Source organism: Lewinellaceae bacterium, from assembly GCA_020636135.1.
In the GTDB taxonomy this organism is placed as follows: domain Bacteria; phylum Bacteroidota; class Bacteroidia; order Chitinophagales; family Saprospiraceae; genus JAGQXC01.
The window spans coordinates 1650146-1670604 of sequence record JACJYK010000001.1; the positions used below are offsets into that span (position 1 = coordinate 1650146).

Here is a 20459-nt window from a genome sequence, read left to right on the forward strand (position 1 = left end):
CGTATTGAATATGTTGAGATAATTGTTTTAATCTTAAACCCGGAATCAGGACTTATGTTCCTTCTCCATGCCTGGTTGAGCAAATTCAAATCCTGACTCTGCTTTGGCTTTATCGACAATGGCTTTAACATCACGTAGCAATTGTTTGGCGTCGTAGATGATACCGTCCTTGATGGTATATTTTACACCGCCGACTCGTTCTACTTCATTTTGCTCATTTAATTTGATTGCTCCGGTACCGTACAGGACCTGGAGATTAGCAAGCGGATTTTCCTCCACCAGAATCATGTCGGCCAATTTGCCCGGCTCGATGGTTCCGAGATCCTTTTCCATACCCAAAGCTTGTGCTCCATTTAAGGTCGCAGCCCGTATCACTTCCAGGGGATGAAAACCGGCTTCCCGCAGCAATTCCAGTTCGCGGATATAGGCAAACCCGTAAAGTTCATAGATAAAGCCGGAATCACTCCCGGTGGTTACCCTACCTCCCCGGTTTTTATAGGTGTTTACGAACTCCATCCACAACTGATAGTTTTTCTTCCAGTCAACTTCCTGTTCAGTGCCCCAGTCATGCCAGTAAGAACCATGCGAGATCCGGGATGGCGCATAGAACTCCCATAATGAAGGAAGGGTATATTCCTGGTGCCATTCCTGGGTTCTGGCGCGGTGCAGGTCACGGCTTGCCTCATAAATGTTAAACGTAGGATCCAGAGTGAAGTCCAGTTCCAGCAGTTCATCCATAACGGCATTCCATTTAGCGGAACCCGGTTTAGCAGCCTGATCCCACAATTTGCCGGCTTGTGAAAACCGGTCCTGTTCATTATTGTAGTTGTAATCCGGTGGATAATCCTGGACGGTCTGACCGTCAAAAAGTGCCTCAGGCAGACCATACCAATGTTCCATACTGGTCAGGCCTGCACGTGCTGATTGCAGGGCATTCCACCAGGCTACGTTGAGTTGGGCATGATGGCAGGCACTCCGCAGACCCAATGCTTTGTTTTCCCTGAGTGCGGCATCCATTACTTCAGGACTGGCTCCGAAAAATTTGATTCCGTCCGCACCGTTTTTAGCATTCTGGCGGACCCAGGCGCGTGCCTCGTCGGCGGTGGTGATGGGTTCATCACTGCCGGCACCAAAGAAGGTAAGGGCAAAAATACGGGGAGCAGTAATTTTGTTTTCAGCACTTAGTTTCTTGTGTTTCAGCGTCCAGTCCAGGCCATTGCCGCTACCGGGTTCGCGAATGGTTGTTACCCCGTGAGCCATCCAGAGCTTAAACACATATTCTGCGGGTGTGCCCTGTGCTTTGCCACCGATGTGCCCGTGCATATCAATAAATCCCGGCAACAGGTACATGCCTTCAGCGTCAAGTTCTTTTCCGCCGTCCTCCAGTTTCGGGCGACGGTTTGGGTTAATGGGGACGCCGGGTGCACCTACGCTTACCACATTGACAATGCGGTTGTTTTTGATCACAACATCCACCGGGCCCTGAGGAGGAGAACCATTGCCGTTGATCAGCGTAGCGCCACGGATGATAAGTTGCGGGTAGGGGCCGTCTCCCTCCTGGATCAGGGGAGCATCTTCAATTTGTCCAACCAGCAGCCTGGGCGTTATACCGAGGACGAGCCATAAAAGCACTTGAAACCAGTATTTATTCATAAGTCGATGATTGTGTCCGGATTTTGAAAGCCATTTTACATCAACATGCCGGCGATAGCCGCCGTCAGCAGACAGGCAACAGTGCCACCAATTAGCGCTTTGATACCCAATGATGTCAGTGTATTCCTTTGCCCCGGGGCAATCGCTCCGATGCCGCCTATCTGAATACCAATGGATGCAAAATTGGCAAAACCGCAAAGTGCATAGGTCGCGATGATAATCGATCGCTCACTGATTGTGCCCATGTTCTTGAAGTCGGTCAGGGAGGTATAGGCAACGAATTCATTGAGGATGGTTTTTTCTCCCAGTAATTGACCGATGGCAATCATATCCTGACCACTTACACCGATGATCCAGGCTATAGGGGAGAAGAGGATTCCGAAAATGAATTGAAGGGTCAATCCGTCGAAACGGCCACCACTCTGTGCAGCGATCGTCGCATTGAGGCCGGTAATGGAACCGATCCATTCCAGGACGGAATTGCCTAAATAAATAAAGGCCATAAATGCCAGCAGCATGGCTCCGACATTGACAGCAAGTTTAAGTCCGTCGGTGGTGCCGGAAGCCAGGGCATCCAAAAGATTAGAACCGGCTAAAGATCGCGGCACTTCCAGATTCCGCTCGATATTTTCAGGGTCAGGCTCGGGATAGATCATCTTGGCTGCAACAATAGCCGCGGGAGCAGAAATTATGGATGCCGTCAGCAAATGCATTCCGAAAAGTTGCTGACCTTCCAGGGAGGTGCCACCGAGCATAGCCATGTAGGCGCCAAAAACGCCGCCCGCAATGGTTGCCATCCCTCCGGTCATAAGACACATGATTTCGGATCGGGTCATCCTCTCGAGATAAGGCTTGATGACGAGCGGAGCCTCCGTTTGGCCAATAAATACATTCGCGGCAGCAGCCAGACTTTCAGCGCCGGACAACCGCATGGTTTTATTCATCAACCAGGCAAATGCATACACCACACGTTGCAGTATGCCTAAATAGTAGAGTAATGAGGACAGCGCCGAAAAGAAGACAATGGTTGGTAATACACTGAACGCAAACCCGAAGGTGCCTCCAGGCTTCGCCAAATCACCAAAAAGAAACACGGCTGCCTGATTGGTGCTGTTGATCATCAACACAAAAAAGTTGACGATAAACTGAAACATAGCTCTCACAAAAGGCACCTTTAGCATCAGTACCGCCAGTATTATTTGCATTAAAACGCCTACCGAGACCGTAACCCAGTTTATGGATTTCCGGTTGGCGCTGAGCAGATAGCAAATAAGCAATAATACCACTAATCCAAGAGCACCACGAAGTATATCCACCTTGATCTTGCTTTATTAATTCAACGACATTGGTTAGGGACCGGGTTGAAATTAGTTAAAAATCTTTAATTTTCAGCCCGAGCCAACCAAATAGCAAATCAGCACATGAAACCCTACATCATTGGCATTACCGGTGGCAGCGGATCGGGGAAGACTTCATTTATCCAGGACTTGCGCAAGCAATTCGCCACGAATGACTTATGCATAGTTAGCATGGACGAATACTACCATCCGATCCATCAGCAACAATGCGATGAACATGGTATAGAGAACTTCGATTTGCCAGAGTCATTTGATCTGGAATCCATGGAAACCGACCTGCTCAGGATCATTTCCGGCCAGAGAGTCCTACGTAAAGAATATGTCTTTAACAATCCGCAATCCTATGCCAAGGATGTCGTTTACGAACCGGCTCCTATTATTCTCGTAGAAGGCCTGTTTTTATTCCATTTTTCTTCATTACGTCGTCTGCTTGATCTGAAGATATTCATCCATGCAAAAGAAGATCTGAAAATTATCCGGCGTATCAAACGGGATGGAGCTGAACGCAATTACCCCATTACAGACGTACTTTACCGGTACCAGCATCATGTGTCACCGGCATTTGACCGGTATATCAGGCCCTTCTACGACGAGTGTGACCTGATCATAACCAATAATCAGAATTACGATAACGGCCTGATGGTCCTCAAAGCATACATCAACCAGGTGTTGAATAAATCCGCCAATGCTCAGATAATATCCTCCTCCTGACTTTGGTGGGATAATTGCTGGCCGGTCAGTATTCTCAAACGGTCTTCGTGGATGCCAGCAAGTCTTTTCATCGCCTGATCCGGATAATTAGTCTCGTTAATTAAGCGCACCAGTTGATCAAGGTCTTCAATCTCATCTTCCCTGAACGTCATAAATTCCTGATAAAGCTGGTCCTCCGCTTTGATAGAATAGCGCCGGTTATGCAGAAAAATGCTGATCCGCAACCGGGGATGGTCAATGGTCTTTAGCAGTCGCATGGTATTCTTTTAAAAGAGAAGAAGTTAGTGCTTCATACACAAAACGCTTGTCAGGATCGTCAGATAACAACTCCAGGTGCCGGTGGATCGTAACCATATCACCGCGCCTGGCAGGTCCGGTTTGAGCTACATAGGCATCAGTGGTAGATAACTTATGGACGGTCTCCCGGATAAGCGGTAATAGTAGTTGGAAATCCAGGTTGTTTTCTTTCACCCACTGCTCTGCGAGGTAGTATAAATGGTTCGTAAAATTATTGGCAAACACGGCGGCCAGATGCAACTTTTCCCGGTCCGAGGTGCGCATTTCCCGGACAGGTAGTTGCCATTGAAGCCCGGCATTTAGCAGAATTTGGATAAATGATACACTATTTCCGTCTACTAACCATGGGAATTGCAATTCCATCGGAGGATTATCTTTTCGGATGGTCATCAGCGGATACAATACACCACGTTGATGAAAATAAGGATCAATGACTTTCCAGGATAATGTTCCAGAAGTATGTACGACCGGAGTGTCCGGTGGCAAATGAGCAGCCAATTTTATGGAAACAGATGTGATTTGTTGATCCGGGACGGCCAGGATAACCAGATCCACCGGATTTAACTGGTCATAATTCCGGTATGAGGAATTGTCCTGCTGAGAGCGGGTGAGAATCCACTTGATACCGGGGATACGGCTTGCCAGAAAGCTGCCTACATTGCCTTTTCCAACCAGGCCAATATCAACCATTGGAATTCGCTCTGCGCTGTTTACGCCGGCTCCACAGGGCAAGTCCTAGACCTGCCATCATCAGCAGCCCTCCGCTCCAGAACAGGTTGATGCCCGGGAATATCTTGGCCTGCAGCACGACATAGTCATCGCGGGGATAATCACTGGATATTTCAAAAGGTATGGTCCACTGGTCCAGATGATCACTGCCTATCTGGAGCTCTATGGTTTCCTTACCGGGATCTACATGAGTGAAACGGACCATCAGATCCGGATCAGGTAGATAAACAGGAATATTGAAGGGACGGTTGCCCCGAATGTAGTAAATCGGTTCTGCCTGGTAAGTTGCTCCACCCGGAGACTGGATTTCGAGAAATGCACTGATGGCAATATCCGTCGAATCTGCTTGATACATCGGATGCTCTGGATGACGGTTGAAACCGGCAAAATGAATGGTGTAGCCTTCTGCCTGGGCGGTCTGTCCCTGTTTTAATTCCAGCGTTGTATAGCTTGCACTGGCTTCCTGACGGAAATATTCATCCAACAGGTTATCCGATAGCCTGATCTTCGTATTTACCTCATTGACAACATCCGATAAACTATAGACCACATTACCTCGCAGAACAATTGATGGTTTCGACGGGTAGATTTTTCCCGTGGTTTTGCTCTGCAACATAAATACCGGCGAAAGACACAGGTCACCCGGTTCCGGCTCATAATCGGGATTCTCACTTTCAAATGAAATGGATTCTATCCAGGCTTTTACGGTCTTGGTTTCAAATGTGTCCTTCAACATCATACTCATCTTCTGATACGTCAGTGAGTCCTCCAGCTGGTGCATGGCTTCATTCCCGGAGTGATGGGCATTAACCTGGGCCACAAGGGTAAACAAATCACGATTCCAGTAACGCTGAATGGATGGATTTACGGATAATATTTTTGCAAATTTATCGTCGTAGACAACACCTGGGTGGATGGTGAATTTATCCGTCATTTTACCATCAGGGCCTTGCTTAAAAATATCAATGTCGTAGAACCGTTCATTGCGGATTATCGTATCCTTTTTGTATAATAAGGTGTAATCCCGCATGCGCTGAGGGATATTTTTGGTCAGATAGACATTGTCAAACAAGCTCTCATCCGCCAGGCTGCCAAAATCTTCTTTCAGAATATTGGTGTTCTTGGAGATAATGTCCTGATTCAATCCACTGGACAGAATGCCGATCAGCATGATGCCCAGTCCAGCGTGGGCCAGCGCTGAAGCGCCAAGCTTTATGTTTCCATGGATCTGGCGGATCAGGTAATCCAGGTTGGCAATAACGGCAAACGCAGCGGCGAACAACATCGCCTGATATTGCCAGGCATGAATTGATAACCAGAGGTTTACAAGCAGGGTCAACACCAATGCACCGCCGGCATGGATTGCCAGGAGCCGGTAATAGGTCTTATGATATTGTTCCCAACCCATGGCCCGATAACGCAACCATTGGCTTAAGCCGGTAAGCAGTGCAAGGAAGAAAGCGACCCAAACCTGAAACTTGTTATAATGTGCAATGGGCTCCAGAGGCATGGCACGGTGCCAGGATGACAGATCTTTCCCTAAAAGTGAGCCAAGGCCATCAAAAAGTTTGTTGTAGACTGGTATGGAGGTCGTATAGGTAATCAGTACTGCAGAAAACAATAGCACCAGCGAGCCGATGAACATCCAAAACTCGCGGCTGGATAGTTTCTCTTCCTGCTCGATCACAGGTATTGATTTCCGGGTTCTCCCATACAGGACAACAAATAAACCCATCAGTGTTCCCAGGTAAATCAGCAGTTGCTTTTGCAGCCCCATCTCAGTAAAGGCATGAGCGGAGGTGTCAGCAAGTATTCCACTCCGGGTAAGGAATGTGGAATAGACCACTAAAAGAAAAGCCAGTCCGTAAAACCCATATGTACTCTTGATGGAATAGCCTGTATTGCGGGCAATCAGATTGGTATGGATTCCGGCAATCAGGATCAGCCAGGGTACAAATGATGTGTTCTCTACCGGATCCCATGCCCAGTAACCGCCAAAGCTCAATGCTTCATAGGCCCAGGCTCCTCCGAGAAGAATACCGGTGCCGAGCACTGCGCCAGCAAACAAGGCCCAGGGCAATGCTGACTGCAACCAGGTTTTATGGTCCTTATACCACATGCCGGATAACGCGAATGAAAAAGGAACGGCGGTGGCGGCAAAGCCCAGGAAGAGAGTAGGCGGATGGATGATATTCCAATAATTTTGAAGTAAAACATTTAATCCGCTGGCCATCTTGCGAATACTCTGGATGTAGTCCGCGCTGGCAAAAATGGGAGCATCGTTCAGATCCCTCAATAAGGTGAAGGGGCTCCGTCCGATGGGTATATCTCCAGGCAGATAGATGCCGAGTACCATCGACGCTAAAAAAGCCTGAATGATCAGCATAAAGCCCAGAACCGGTGCACTCCATTCACTTTTACTCCGCCAGATCATCCATCCCATGGCTATATTCCAGAACATCCACAACAGAAAACTTCCGATCTGGCCTTCCCAGAAAGCGACAAACACGTACGTAGCAGGAAGGTCATCCGACACCTGCTCAAACACGAAATTGTACTCGTAGAATCGGTTGAACATGCTGTATAGCAAAAGACCGATTACCAGGAGTGTGGCTACAGTATGGATGGCAAAGGCACTGGTGCCCAGATTCATCCAGGGGACATTTTTGCTTTTACCAGCTTTAAAAAATGAGTAGATAGCCAATAAGGTGGTAACAAACAGTGTCACCATCGCAAGATGACCGATTTGTCCTACCCATAAATGTTCATTTAGATAAGAGACCTGCTGCACATTGGCCATTTTATGACTTCATCTTTAGTTCTTCATCCTTGTATTTGGAAGGACATTTCAGCAGGATATCAGTAGCCCGGAAAGTGCCGTCCAGCATCTGGCCGGTGAGAACGATTTTTTCCGAAAGTTCGAAGTCGCGAGGCTTTTCTTTATGATAAATGACCTCTTGTGTTTCACCATTTTCATCCGTCAGATAAAATGAAAAGAAATTGGCATCTACTTCAGGATTATACTTCATTTCTTTATCTCTGGCCAGGGTTCCTACGATCTTAACTTTCTTTCCGGTATGCTGTGCTTCCTTGAAGGTTCCGTAAGTGCTCATATCACCGGATGCCTGAATAATCAGTCCGATTCCAACAACAATCATAATGCCGATGATAATGTGAATTCTTTTCATGCCACACTTACTTTTGGTGATGCAAAGGTATAATGATTATACATTTCATGTCAGTTTCCTTGCAATAAGTTCAAAGCTGCCGGAACATCCTGAACGGGCTGCTTGCAAATACCTTGTTCGCAAACATAAATCCAGGTATGGTCTGGCTGGTACTTCCCCTTTAAAAGAGCCAGGTTTTCTTCCTGGTCACTGCCCATAAACAGATCCATTGGTATAAATTCCTTTTGCATTGCTATCCGCAGTTGATCGGACCGATCTCCTACAATAGCAATTTCGTGGGTTTTTCTGGTCTGGTACCAGGACAGGGTCATCCAGCTGGCCAGAGAGAACGGGTCTTCTGCCTTTACCAGGTACGGATTAACCGCGTTTGCCATTTGAGCTGAATGATCCCGGTACGCATCTATATCCAGTAAAGAGCCCAGCATAAACAGGTTCTGGCCCATAACGGCATTGGGCGTGGGCATGATCTCATCCTGCCATTGTATGGCCCGGACAATTAACTGGTCCTGAAGATCAGAGGTGCTGTAAAAAAGAGGCGAGTCATTCACACCGAAATGTTTCAGGACTTCCTTTGTTAGGGTTTGTGCTCTTTCCAGCCAGATTTTTTCGAATGATAATTCGTAAAGTGAAATGTACGCACGGATCAGATAAGCATAATCTTCCAGATGAGCCGGGCCCTGCGAGTGTTCCCGGATGAAAATACGATGCAAGCCTTCATGTTTGTCGTACAGATTATTCCAGATAAACTCTCCGGTTGCCAGGGCTGCTGTCCGGTAGGCGTGATTTCCCAAGGCCTGGGCACTTTCACTTAATGCTATGATCATCAGGGCGTTCCAGGAGGTGATAGCCTTGGCATCAATAGCTGGTGCGGGGCGTTGAGAACGGATGGATTTAAGTTGATCACGGGCCTCGGCCATAGCCGTGATGATGGCCAGTGAATCCTTACCAAATTTTGACTCCAGGTCTGTCAGGGACCGCGGCGCCTGCAGGATGTTCTTACCCAGTTCCCAATTCCCTGTTGGTTTTGCTCCGTAATAGGCGGTGGCAAGGCTGAAGACGGTGGCATCACGCAGACCTGCCTGCAATTCACTCCATTTCCATTGGTAATAGGTGCCTTCCCCGCCCTCGCTGTCAGCATCCATGCTGCTGTAAAAATAATTTTCGCCGGCCAAATGGGCAAAAACAAAATCAATGGATTCCCGGATGATCCGGGCGTAATTGGGGTCATGGTTGTATTTGTAGCCTTGTGCGTACAACTGGATGAGCAGGGCATTATCGTAAAGCATTTTCTCAAAATGAGGAATGCGCCATTGTTCATCGACCGAATAGCGGGCAAAGCCACCCTCCAGCTGATCGTAGATACCTCCTTCTGCCATTCTGTCCAGAGACAGGAGAACGCCCTGTATGGCCTGGCTGTCCTGCAGCAGGTGGCCGGTGGAAAGAAGATATTGCAGCACCACTGGCATCGGGAATTTGGGCGCGCCGGTAAATCCTCCATTGGTCCAGTCGATTCGGCTCACCAGATTTGCAGTAAATTTTTGAAAATCAGGAGATATCGGACCAGGATCTGTTACCGGTAAAGTCAGGGAACTCCGGATACCTCGCTCCAATTCTGCGGCATAAGCGTTGATCTTGGCCGGGTCCAGGGTATATTGCTGATAAAAATACTGGAGCACCTCCAGAAAGTTCCTGGCAGGGTAATAGGTGCCACTGTAAATCGGTCGGCCATCCGGTAAAGCAAATGTATTCAGAGGCCATCCGCAGGAGCCACCATTACCCATCAGACACGATTGCATGTACAGAGCGTCGATATCCGGACGTTCCTCCCGGTCCACCTTGATCGCAACAAAGTGCTGATTCAGATAACGGGCAACGGCAGTATCGGAGAATGCACCTTCTTCCATAACATGACACCAGTGGCAGGCTGCATAACCGCAACTGATCAATAATAACTTATTTTCTTTCCGTGCTTTGTTCAATGCTTCTTCCGACCAAGGGTACCAGTCAACCGGATTGTGAGCATGCATCAGCAGATAGGGGCTGCTTTCTCCGGCGAGATGATTTTCTGCCGGCGGGGATTGGCAGGAGGCTACGATTTGAATAACCGCAAGCAGAACCAAAAATGTAGTACTACGCATCATTAGCAGCCTTATAACAGGATTTCATTTGAAATTGTTCCAATCTTGAAATAATATTGAGTTTAACGATTTGTTTATAATACCATAATAATTAACACTCTATACTATTGATTTTTTTTAATAGGTTAGAGGATAAATGCTCTTGTTATGGAAAAGTGGCGTCGCCTGAATGGTGAAAAAATTGATAAACCGTTGTATGACACGGTTGCGATGTACATTGAACGCGAACAGGAACTCGGTAATAAACTCAAGTTATGTATCGGCACGGATTCAAGGGTACGAGGTGAATGGGTTGAATATGCCACGGTCATTGTCTTCCTCCGTGAGAAAAAAGGCGGATTCATGCTGATCAACAACTACCGGGTAAAACAGCGCATGTCCTTAAAGGAGCGAATGATCACGGAAGTGGGCCGTTCGGTCGAAATCGCCTACAGCATTCATGATCTGCTGGATAAATACGATGTAGAGTTGGAAGTACACGCCGACATCAATACCGACCCTTCCTTCCGTTCCAATGAAGCCTTGCGGGAAGCCATGGGGTATATTTTGAGTATGGGTTTTGTGTTCAAAGCAAAACCTGAAGCGTTCGCAAGCTCCTGTTGTGCCGATAAAATGGTCAATTAACTAATTATTTCCTCTAAACTGAAACACATTGCTTGGTAGCCGTGTTTGCAGTAAGGAACTCCAAAACCTTTATCCTGGTTAATGGTTCATTCGTAGATAAAATGAATGAATTCGAGCAATTCTATCAATTTTGCAAGATTAACAATTGAACTATGAAGCGATTCATCCTGTTATCGCTCCTATTCTTATTAGGAGCCGGAGGTATGGGAGCCCTCTTTGCCCAGTCCATCCCTTTTGAAGAATACGACCTGCCAAACGGATTGCATGTCATCCTTCACGAAGACCATTCCACCCCGATTGTCGCCGTTTCGGTGATGTATCATGTCGGATCCAAGAATGAAAATCCGGAACGCACCGGATTTGCCCATTTTTTTGAGCATTTACTCTTTGAAGGTTCGGATAATATCGGACGCGGAGAGTATGCCAAATACGTAGAGTCCGCCGGCGGGGTCCTCAATGCGAATACGAGTAATGACCGTACCTATTATTATGAAGTACTGCCTTCCAATCAACTGGCCCTGGGCCTCTGGCTAGAATCCGAGCGTATGATGCATGCCAAGGTGGAAGAAGCAGGGATCGAGACCCAGCGTGAGGTGGTGAAAGAAGAGCGTCGTCAACGCATTGACAATCAGCCGTACGGTACTTTCCTTCAGGAAATCATGGCCCATGCTTTTACGGTCCATCCTTACCGCTGGCCTGTCATCGGGAGTATGGAGCACCTCAACGCTGCTAAAGAGGATGATTACGTACAGTTTTACAAATCATTTTATGTGCCTAATAATGCCGTGCTTTCCATAGCAGGTGATATTGACTCGAAGGAGGCCAGGGATTTGATTGACAAATATTTTGCGCCGATCCCTCAAAGTGCCAAATCCGTTTATCGTCCCGATATTACCGAGCCACCGCTTAAAGGTCCGGTCAGAGATACGGTTTATGACAATATCCAATTGCCTGCTGTGATTCAGGGTTACCGGATACCTGCACAGGGAACGCCCGATTTTTATGCAGTTTCGATGCTGGCACAACTGCTGTCCCAGGGTCAGAGTTCACGCTTTTATAAAGCCCTGGTGGATGAACAGCAAAAGGCTGTTTTTGCCGGTAGTATACCATTGCCATTGGAAGATCCTGGAATCGTAATTGCCTATGGAATTGCTAACCTGAATGTTTCAACCGGTGACCTGGCCGAAGCAATGGACGAGGAGATCATGAAGGTGCAGGATAACCTGATCTCAGAGGAAGAATTCCAAAAGTTGCGCAATCAGGTAGAGAAAGATTTCATTTCTTCCAATACCACGATGGCTCAAATCGCTGAGTCTCTGGCTAATTATTACCTGTATTTCGGTGACTCCAATCTCATCAATACCCAAATAGATAAATACCTGGCGGTGTCCCGCGAAGATATCCAAAGAGTTGCCAGACAATATTTTACGCCAGCAAACCGGGTTGAGATGATCTATTTACCCAAATCAGTAAAACCGTAAACCATGCACACTTTCAATTATAAAAAATACCTGCTGCCGGCTTTGATGACGGCCGGGTTATTTCAAGGCCTTATCGCTCAGGATTTTCGTACGCATGCTCCGGAACCAGGTCCGGCCAAGCCAATCGAAATAGCGACGTCGGATCAGTTTGAACTGGAGAATGGGTTGAAGGTTATCCTGGTTGAAAACCATAAAATACCGGTTGTCAATTTCCAGTTGTTCATCAACCGGGACCCGTTGGTTGAGGGTGAATTTGCCGGATTTTCCTCGATGGCCGGTGATTTGCTGGCTACTGGAACGACTTCACGGACTAAAGCAGATGTGGATGAAGCCATCGACTTTATCGGGGCCTCCTTATCGACGTCCTCGACCGGAGCATTTGGCAGTACCCTTACCAAGCATGCCGATGCCTTTCTGGATGTCTTTTCCGATGTTATTTTAAATCCGGTTTTTCCGGAGGAAGAGTTTACAAAGCTGAAGACCCAAATGTTATCCAACCTGGCTGCAGCTAAGGCAGAGCCGGAAAGCATTGCCAGCAATGTCGTAAGCAAGGTGAATTACGGTGCGGAGCATCCCTATGGCGAAGTACAGACGGAACAAACAACCAATGCCATTACCCTACAGAAATGCAAAGACTATTATCAGGATTACTTCAAACCCAATCTGGCCTTTCTGGTGATCGTAGGCGATGCCAGTCATGATCAGGCCAAATCATGGGCCGAAAAATATTTTGGCAATTGGAAACCGGGTCCGGTGCCTCGTACGGTTGTGCTTCCGGTTGCACTTCCTGAAGAGACAGCGGTACGATTTGCCGATAAATCAGGTGCGGTGCAATCCGTCATCCAGGTGACGCAGCCTGTTGACTTGAAGCCGGGCGATAAAGATGTTATCGCCGTGCGCCTGATGAACAACATTCTGGGTTATGGTGGATTTTCCGGCAGATTGTTTCAGGACCTGCGGGAAGACAAAGGTTATACCTACGGTGCCTATTCGTCACTGAATAGTGATCCGTATGTTGCCCTGTTCAACGCAGAGACCAGTGTACGGAATGAGGTTACGGATAGTTCGGTGGAAGCGATCCTTTACGAGATAAAAAGAATCAGGGATGAACCAGTAACCGAGAAGGAGTTGCAGTTGACAAAAAACATCACTTCCGGGCAGTTTGCCCGGGCCATGGAACGGCCACAGACCATTGCAAGTTTTGCGTTAAACATTGCCAGGTATGGTTTGCCTGCAGATTATTATCAAACCTACCTCCAGCGTATGGAGGATGTTACGATAGCGGATATCCAGCGGGTTGCCCGCAAATACCTCCAGCCGGATCACCTCAATATCGTCGTGGTTGGCAATAAAGATGAAGTCGTCGATCACTTGAAAGATTTCGGTCCACTCTATTACTACGATAACAATGGGGATCCGGTCGAGATCAACACGACTGATGTCAGTAATGTGTCCCCGGAATGGGTGATAAAAGGTTATCTCGAGGCCATTGGTGGTGAAAATAAGCTGAACCAGATCAAAAATGTAAAGGCCGAAATGGTAGCCAAAACACCGATGGGCGAAATTTCGATGGAGGTTATTCACAAAGGCAACGCCAAATCGGTAACGAAGATCAGCGCCCAGGGAATGGTCGTCCAGGAGCAACGTTTCGATGGAGAAAAAATCCAGTTCTCGCAGATGGGTAACAAAGAAGTTATCGATGATCCGGCCATGGTGAACCGCTTTAAAGAAAGCGCCGCCTATTTTGAGGACTTGAAATTCCTGCAGGATGGGTATGTAGCGGAGGTGAAAGGCGTGGAGAATATTGAGGGGGTTCCAGCCTATAAGATTGAAGTCACCAGCCCCTCCGGATTGTCATCCACCTTTTATTATGCGGTAGACAGTAAGTTGAAAATCCGTCAGGTACAATCCGATGAGGGAAATACCACCAATATTGATTACAAGGATTATGAAGACCACGATGGAATATTGGTGCCTAAAATCATGTCTATCAGTGGCTCGACTCCGGTGCCGATGTCCTTTGAACTTTCCAGCATCGAATTTAACCCGGATCTGGATGATACCTTGTTCTCCATCGAAAAGTGAGATAATAATTGGACCAACTAAACATGATTGCAATGAGAAAATTTATCCCGTTCTACGCAGTAATACTATTTCTGGTATCGGTAGGTTGTTCACCCAAAATGGCGCCCCAGGCTTCAGGTGAGGGCATGCCGATGGATTCTAAATCAACGCCCGCTCCAACCACCGGTGAAGGAGTCATCAAAGCCTACCTGGCTTCCATTGGCGGTCAGGACAAACTTGCTAAGGTTAATGATATCCAGGTTACCATGGAAGGAAATACGGCAATGGGAACCATAACAATGACGACGATGAAAAAAGGGAATACCAAGTTGGCCATGACCATCGAATCCAACGGCATGGTTTTTATGGATCAGCGTTACAATGGAACCAAGGCATCAATCTCATCACCCCAGGGAAGCCAGGAGATAACGGATGAAGAAACCTTGAAAAATTTTTCACGTCAGGCGGCATTGTTTCCGGAGTTGAATTATTTCAAGGATGGCTATACGGTAGAGCTGGTTGGCAGCGAGGAAGTGAAAGGCAATAGCCTGCAGGTCGTAAAAATTACAACTCCTGATAATACCGAAATCAAAGAATATTACGATCCGGAAACCCATTTGAAAGCGAAGACAGAAATAGAAGCAGAAGTGCAGGGTATGAAGCGAACCATTGTAAATGAAACCGGCGATTATCGTGATGTGGACGGAATCAGGATCCCTTACTCACTTACCATTACGGGTGCCATGCCAATGGCACTAAAGCTAGAGGTTTCGGGCGTAAAAATAAACAGTGGACTTCCGGATAGCCTCTTTGAGTCGAATTAAGGAAGTACAGGCTGGGTAAAAGTAACAAAGCAGGAGGAGTGGTAATTCCTTCTGCTTTTCTATTTTTGCACCCTCAAATCAAAGACGATGAACATTCAGGTATTTGTGACGGGGGGGACATTCGATAAGGAATACAATTACGTGACCGGGGAGTTGTACTTTAAGGATACTCATCTCAGTGAGATGTTTGACCGTGGGCGTTGCCGTTTGAATATCGATCTAAAAACCCTGATGATGATCGATAGTCTGGAGATGACGGATGATGACCGGCAGATCATTGCCCATAATTGTAAAAAATCGGATGCGGACAGGATACTGGTAACCCACGGAACCGACACCATTGTTTCGACTGCCAAATACCTGGCTTCTCAGGCTATTGAGGAAAAGACGATCGTTCTGACCGGTGCCCTGATACCTTACGCTTTTGGCATGTCTTCCGATGGCTTTTTCAATTTGGGGAGTGCATTGGCCTTTGTTCAGGTGCTTCCTCCCGGGGTTTATATAGTAATGAATGGCCGCTATTTCCTGTGGGACAATGTCCGGAAAAACAGGGAAACCGGTTATTTTGAGAATATCCGTTGATCTGCATAACATCACTGGAGAGACAAACGTTTATAACCCAATAGCTTCTAAGCATTCTGCACGTTCCCATTATTAACAGTTTAGAATAAGTAATAATATATAGGATATTCCAATTAAGAGGAATTATGTTAATTTTGTTGGATTAACCGGCGAACATGAGACGACTTTTATACATTTTTTGCATAGGCTTACTTCCACTTGTTGGTTGGAGCCAATCCGTTGATGGTCAGCAAGGTCTGTCATTTAAGCGTTCTTTCATTGATTATAAAAGTCCCAATGCTGGAAATTTCGGTGATTTTAAAAACTACAATAGTGGTTTTGAAGCCGGTTACCAGCGCGTGGTTGGACCTGTGGAGGTATATGTACCCCTTCGATTTGGGGTGATCCGATTGGTCGATGAGATCGATCGTGCACGCCGGACATTTGGTGAACTGGACGCTCAGGTTCATTATCGGCTGATCAAGGATAAAAAAGTTAATCCTTATGTGTTGGGGGGTGTAGGAGCTGTTGCAGAACAGTTGAAAGAAATCAATTTACAGATCCCGGTCGGTGCCGGTGTAGACTTCCGGATCGCATCTACCTCGTACATCAATTTACAAGCGGAATTCCGGTTGTCGCTTGCCGATCAGCGCAATAACCTTCAGGTTTCGCTGGGCTGGAAGCATTATTTTGGGTCGACCGGCACACCCAAACAACCCAAGAAGAGTGACTCTCCCGATAGTGACGGTGATGGTATACCAGATGACCTGGATCTTTGTCCGCAGGAACCTGGTCTTAAAGCATTTGCCGGATGTCCGGATACGGATGGTGATGGTATTGAAGATGCTCGTGATGATTGTCCCAGCATAGCCGGTCTTAAGATCATGAACGGGTGCCCGGATAGTGATGGTGACGGTATTTCCGATAAAGATGATGAGTGTCCGAACCTGGCCGGGATAGCAGCCAATAACGGATGTCCTGGGAAAGACCGTGATAATGATGGGGTCATTGATGAAGCGGATGAATGTCCGGATGTTCCCGGTTCGGTGATGACCAAAGGTTGCCCGGACAGTGATGGAGACGGCATTGCCGATGCTAAAGACCGCTGCCCGGATAAAGCAGGAACTGCACCCACCGGATGCCCGGACAGTGATGGAGACGGCGTAGATGATAGCATGGACAAATGTCCTGACCAGCCTGGACCTGCATCCAATAAAGGTTGTCCGGAGTTGAAGAAAGAAGAAAAAGAATACCTGCGCGTGGCAATGCGGGATGTTAAATTTCAACATAACAAAGCGACCCTGCTTCCGGAGTCCTTCCGGATCCTGGATCAGATCGTAGGTCTGATGCAGCAGTATCCTGGTTACAATCTGAAGATCCATGGTTATACGGATAACACGGGAAGTATGAGCATCAACCGCATCCTTTCCGAACGTCGTGCAAAAGCCTGCTACGATTATATCATCTCCAAAGGAGTGGGATCAAAACGCGTTTCATACCAGGGATTCGGTCCAGCTAACCCTGTGGCTGATAACAATACCCAGGAAGGGCGAGCCCTGAATCGTCGGGTAGAATTCGAAATGATCGTTGAATAACCATCATAAGTATATAAAAAAGGGAGCCGGATGATAATCGGGCTCCCTTTTTTTATGACTTATATAGAAAGTTATCCTTTCGTTTCATTTTCCAGCTTTTCAGCTTTCAGAAGTACCGTTTTCTCCATTTCCTTTTGGTAATGCATCACCCGCTCGAGAACCACAGATTGGTGGGTCCCAATGATCCGGGCTGCCAGGATGCCGGCATTTTTTGCGGCATTTAGTGCAACCGTTGCTACCGGGATGCCGTTGGGCATCTGGAGTATTGACAGGATGGAATCCCAACCATCGATGGAATTACTCGATTTGACAGGCACCCCGATCACCGGTAATGGTGTTAACGATGCCACCATGCCGGGCAGGTGGGCTGCTCCTCCGGCTCCGGCAATGATCACCTTAATTCCCCGCAGATGTGCCTGCCTGGCAAAATCAAACATACGCTGAGGGGTGCGGTGTGCACTTACGATACTGATCTCACAGGGCACGTCAAATTCTTTCAGAATGTCCGCTGCCTGCCGCATGACCGGCAGATCCGAATCCGATCCCATAATGATGCTTACAATAGGGTTGGTGAGGGCTTTTGAAGGATCCATGAGGAATATTTTAGGTGATACTGATGACTTTAATGAGGTCCTGGATGGTCTTCGCCTTACGGACAGCCTCATCGGCATTGGATCCAAGAACCGTTATGTGGCCCATCTTTCGGCTGGGCTTGGTTTCTTCTTTTCCATAAAGGTGAATATAAGCCTGAGGAATTGCCAGGACTTTTTCTATGCCCTGGTAGAACACCGGACCCTGATATCCAGGCTCTCCCAAAAGATTGACCATTGCCGCCGGATGCAAGTTGGTGACATCTCCCAAAGGCCAGTTCAGGATGCCCCGCAGGTGTTGCTGAAACTGCGAGGTGGCACAGGACTCGATGGTGTGGTGGCCGCTGTTGTGCGGACGTGGGGCCACTTCATTGATGGATAGATTACCGCTGGTATCAATAAAAAATTCCACAGCCAGAAGGCCGCTGATGTCCAGTGCATGAATCAGGTCTTCTGCAATTGTGGAAGCCTGTTGCTTATGCCGCTCGCTGATGTCTGCCGGGCAAAAGAGCATATCAACCAGGTTGGCATCAGGGTCAAAAACCATTTCCACGGGCTCATAGGTACGGATCTGCCCTTGTGCATTACGAGCTGCAATGACGGCAATTTCTTTTTGGATGTCGACGAGGTCCTCCATGACACTGGGTCCGGATAGCCATTTGGATTGGACATCCTGTGAACTACGCAGGATGGATACGCCCCGTCCGTCGTATCCTCCGGAGCGTAATTTTTGAACCACCGGATATTTGCCTTTTCCCTGATCAATATAGGATTCCCAATCCTGCAGATTGTCAATCAGCGTAAATGGAGAAGTCGGCAGTCCGTGGTCAACAAAAAACTGTTTTTGTTTGCCTTTATCCCGGATGATTTCCAATGCATGCGGATTCGGGTGGATGATTTTACCCATGGATTGCAATTCGAATAAAGCATCGTTATTGACTTTTTCGATCTCGATGGTAATGATATCCATTTCTCTGCCAAATGAAATTACATCTCCGTAGTCGGTGAAATCACCCTCCATAAACAACCGGTTTACACGACCGGCTGGAAACGTAATTTCCTGATCCAGAATGTAGAGGGGAAGGTCTAATCGAGCGCCGTCTAAAACCAGCATTTTGCCCAGCTGTCCACCACCCAGAATGCCTATTTTAGGAAATTGCATGCCTGTTATATTAAGATGCAAAATACGATTTTTGACCGGCAATGGACCATATTCCCGGGAGGTTGAGGCAATTGTTTAAGATGTCATGTACCTTTAGGCTTCCTGAAACGGGAATTGATCCAAATAAATAAATTGTGTGATGACTTCGATTGTATTTCGAAATGGCATGTGTATCAACCGGGGTAAACAAGAGATCATGGATGTACTGGTACGTCGTGGAAGGATCGAAAGAGTCGCACCACAAGTAACCGTGCAAGGTGATATTGAGGAAATAGATTGCACAGGTTTGTGGATCATTCCTGGCCTCATTGACGATCAGGTTCATTTCCGCGAGCCGGGACTAACCCATAAGGCAACCATCGCAACCGAGTCGAGGGCCGCCGTCGCCGGAGGCGTCACGACGTTTATGGAAATGCCCAATACCAAACCACCGGCATTGACCCAGGAGTTGTTGCAAGATAAATACGACATCGCTGCGAGCGTGTCTCCGGCCAACTATTCTTTTTACATGGGCGTTTCCAATGATAATTACGACGAGGTCATGCGCACTGACCCCTTGAGGATCTGTGGTATTAAGATCTTTATGGGTTCGAGTACCGGCAATATGCTGGTAGATGATATGCATACGCTGGAGAAAGTATTCGCTGATGCTCCTTGCCTGATTGCAACCCATTGCGAAGATGAAGCTACCATTAAACACAATCTGGCTGTATTTAAGGAAAAATATGGTGAAGACATACCATTCGCCGCTCATCCGTTGATCCGCAGTCGGGAGGCTTGCTACGCTTCGTCTCATCTGGCGGTGGAATTGGCACAAAAACACGGTACACGTCTCCATATCCTCCACATTTCCTCCAAAGAAGAGCTTGAGTTGTTTGATCGCAACACGCCGCTTGGCAATAAAAGGATAACCAGTGAGGCGTGCGTGCACCATCTCTATTATGCAGATACGGATTATGCGGAACTGGGAGCTTTAATTAAATGTAATCCGGCCATTAAGACTGCAGATGACCGGAAGGCGCTGCGTGCCGGTTTGCTCGATGGCAGCCTGGATGTAATGGCTACCGATCATGCCCCGCATACCTGGGATGAGAAACAGAATAAATACTTGTCCGCTCCAAGTGGATTGCCACTGGTGCAGCACAGCCTTTCTCTGGCACTTACCCTGGTCCGGGATGGTGACCTGACCCCTGAGAGAATGGTGGATTTGATGGCACATGCGCCGGCGGAATGCTTTGGTATTGCCGACAGAGGCTATCTTGACGAAGGAAGTTGGGCGGATCTCGTTTTAGTAGACCCGGAAGACTCCTATCCGGTGACCAAAGAATCCATTGCCTATAAATGTGGATGGTCTCCCCTTGAAGGTAAAACGCTGCCCGGAGTCGTAAAACAAACCTGGGTAAATGGACATTGCGTTTACCGCGATGGAGTACTGCTAGGGCAACCGGCAGGCATGAGACTAAGCTTCAACCGGTAATCGTACA

General features: G+C 47.5%; 17 protein-coding genes. 8 read left to right on the forward strand and 9 right to left on the reverse strand.

What is annotated here, in order from left to right:
* Positions 1 to 45: 45 nt before the first annotated feature.
* Both H6570_06240 and H6570_06245 read right to left on the reverse strand, forming a co-directional pair.
* A complete protein-coding gene (locus H6570_06240) occupies positions 46 to 1653 on the reverse strand; it encodes an amidohydrolase family protein (protein MCB9318860.1) in 1608 nt (535 codons plus the stop codon).
* Positions 1654 to 1688: 35 nt separating this feature from the next.
* Positions 1689 to 2969: a hypothetical protein gene (locus tag H6570_06245; GenBank protein ID MCB9318861.1), complete on the reverse strand. Its 1281-nt coding sequence runs from the start codon at positions 2967 to 2969 to the stop codon at positions 1689 to 1691.
* A gap of 105 nt (positions 2970 to 3074) precedes the next feature.
* Between H6570_06245 and H6570_06250 the strand changes: the two genes are divergently transcribed.
* Positions 3075 to 3722 carry a uridine kinase gene (locus H6570_06250; protein ID MCB9318862.1) on the forward strand — a complete coding sequence of 216 codons (648 nt, stop codon included), beginning with the start codon at positions 3075 to 3077 and terminating at the stop codon, positions 3720 to 3722.
* Here the strand turns inward: H6570_06250 and H6570_06255 are convergent.
* Genes H6570_06255 through H6570_06275 form a run of 5 tightly spaced genes read right to left on the reverse strand, consistent with a single transcriptional unit; the run spans position 3701 to position 10077 of the window.
* Positions 3701 to 3979: a hypothetical protein gene (locus tag H6570_06255; GenBank protein ID MCB9318863.1), complete on the reverse strand. Its 279-nt coding sequence runs from the start codon at positions 3977 to 3979 to the stop codon at positions 3701 to 3703. The two genes, H6570_06250 and H6570_06255, sit on opposite strands and share 22 nt — an antisense overlap.
* Positions 3957 to 4709 carry a DUF2520 domain-containing protein gene (locus tag H6570_06260; GenBank protein ID MCB9318864.1) on the reverse strand — a complete coding sequence of 251 codons (753 nt, stop codon included), beginning with the start codon at positions 4707 to 4709 and terminating at the stop codon, positions 3957 to 3959. Before H6570_06260 ends, H6570_06255 begins: the two co-directional genes overlap by 23 nt.
* On the reverse strand, positions 4702 to 7539 hold the full coding sequence (gene ccsA / locus H6570_06265; protein MCB9318865.1) for a cytochrome c biogenesis protein CcsA: 2838 nt from the start codon (positions 7537 to 7539) through the stop codon (positions 4702 to 4704). Before ccsA ends, H6570_06260 begins: the two co-directional genes overlap by 8 nt.
* Before the next feature lie 10 nt (positions 7540 to 7549).
* A complete protein-coding gene (locus tag H6570_06270) occupies positions 7550 to 7936 on the reverse strand; it encodes a cytochrome c maturation protein CcmE (protein MCB9318866.1) in 387 nt (128 codons plus the stop codon).
* A 50-nt stretch (positions 7937 to 7986) separates the two neighbouring features.
* Positions 7987 to 10077 carry a thioredoxin domain-containing protein gene (locus tag H6570_06275; protein ID MCB9318867.1) on the reverse strand — a complete coding sequence of 697 codons (2091 nt, stop codon included), beginning with the start codon at positions 10075 to 10077 and terminating at the stop codon, positions 7987 to 7989.
* Positions 10078 to 10221: 144 nt separating this feature from the next.
* On the opposite strand from H6570_06275, the gene H6570_06280 reads away from it, so the two are divergent.
* The 6 genes from H6570_06280 to H6570_06305 all read left to right on the forward strand — a co-directional run bounded on the left by H6570_06280 (position 10222) and on the right by H6570_06305 (position 17223).
* Entirely contained in the window at positions 10222 to 10698 is a 477-nt protein-coding gene (locus H6570_06280) for a hypothetical protein (GenBank protein ID MCB9318868.1), read from the forward strand.
* Between the two features lie 152 nt (positions 10699 to 10850).
* Positions 10851 to 12179, forward strand: coding sequence for an insulinase family protein (locus H6570_06285; protein MCB9318869.1), 1329 nt, complete (start codon positions 10851 to 10853; stop codon positions 12177 to 12179).
* 3 nt (positions 12180 to 12182) lie between these two features.
* Positions 12183 to 14264: an insulinase family protein gene (locus H6570_06290; protein MCB9318870.1), complete on the forward strand. Its 2082-nt coding sequence runs from the start codon at positions 12183 to 12185 to the stop codon at positions 14262 to 14264.
* 32 nt (positions 14265 to 14296) lie between these two features.
* Positions 14297 to 15067 (forward strand): hypothetical protein, encoded by a 771-nt coding sequence (locus tag H6570_06295; GenBank protein ID MCB9318871.1) that lies wholly within the window; start codon positions 14297 to 14299, stop codon positions 15065 to 15067.
* An 87-nt stretch (positions 15068 to 15154) separates the two neighbouring features.
* Positions 15155 to 15649: an asparaginase gene (locus H6570_06300; protein MCB9318872.1), complete on the forward strand. Its 495-nt coding sequence runs from the start codon at positions 15155 to 15157 to the stop codon at positions 15647 to 15649.
* Between the two features lie 155 nt (positions 15650 to 15804).
* On the forward strand, positions 15805 to 17223 hold the full coding sequence (locus tag H6570_06305) for an OmpA family protein (GenBank protein ID MCB9318873.1): 1419 nt from the start codon (positions 15805 to 15807) through the stop codon (positions 17221 to 17223).
* A gap of 71 nt (positions 17224 to 17294) precedes the next feature.
* Here the strand turns inward: H6570_06305 and purE are convergent, their stop codons facing one another.
* Positions 17295 to 17816: a 5-(carboxyamino)imidazole ribonucleotide mutase gene (gene purE, locus H6570_06310; GenBank protein ID MCB9318874.1), complete on the reverse strand. Its 522-nt coding sequence runs from the start codon at positions 17814 to 17816 to the stop codon at positions 17295 to 17297.
* A 10-nt stretch (positions 17817 to 17826) separates the two neighbouring features.
* Positions 17827 to 18975 carry a 5-(carboxyamino)imidazole ribonucleotide synthase gene (locus H6570_06315; protein ID MCB9318875.1) on the reverse strand — a complete coding sequence of 383 codons (1149 nt, stop codon included), beginning with the start codon at positions 18973 to 18975 and terminating at the stop codon, positions 17827 to 17829.
* Positions 18976 to 19114: 139 nt separating this feature from the next.
* Here H6570_06315 and H6570_06320 point away from each other — a divergent pair, with 139 nt between their 5' ends.
* Positions 19115 to 20452 carry a dihydroorotase gene (locus H6570_06320; GenBank protein ID MCB9318876.1) on the forward strand — a complete coding sequence of 446 codons (1338 nt, stop codon included), beginning with the start codon at positions 19115 to 19117 and terminating at the stop codon, positions 20450 to 20452.
* Positions 20453 to 20459: the final 7 nt, after the last annotated feature.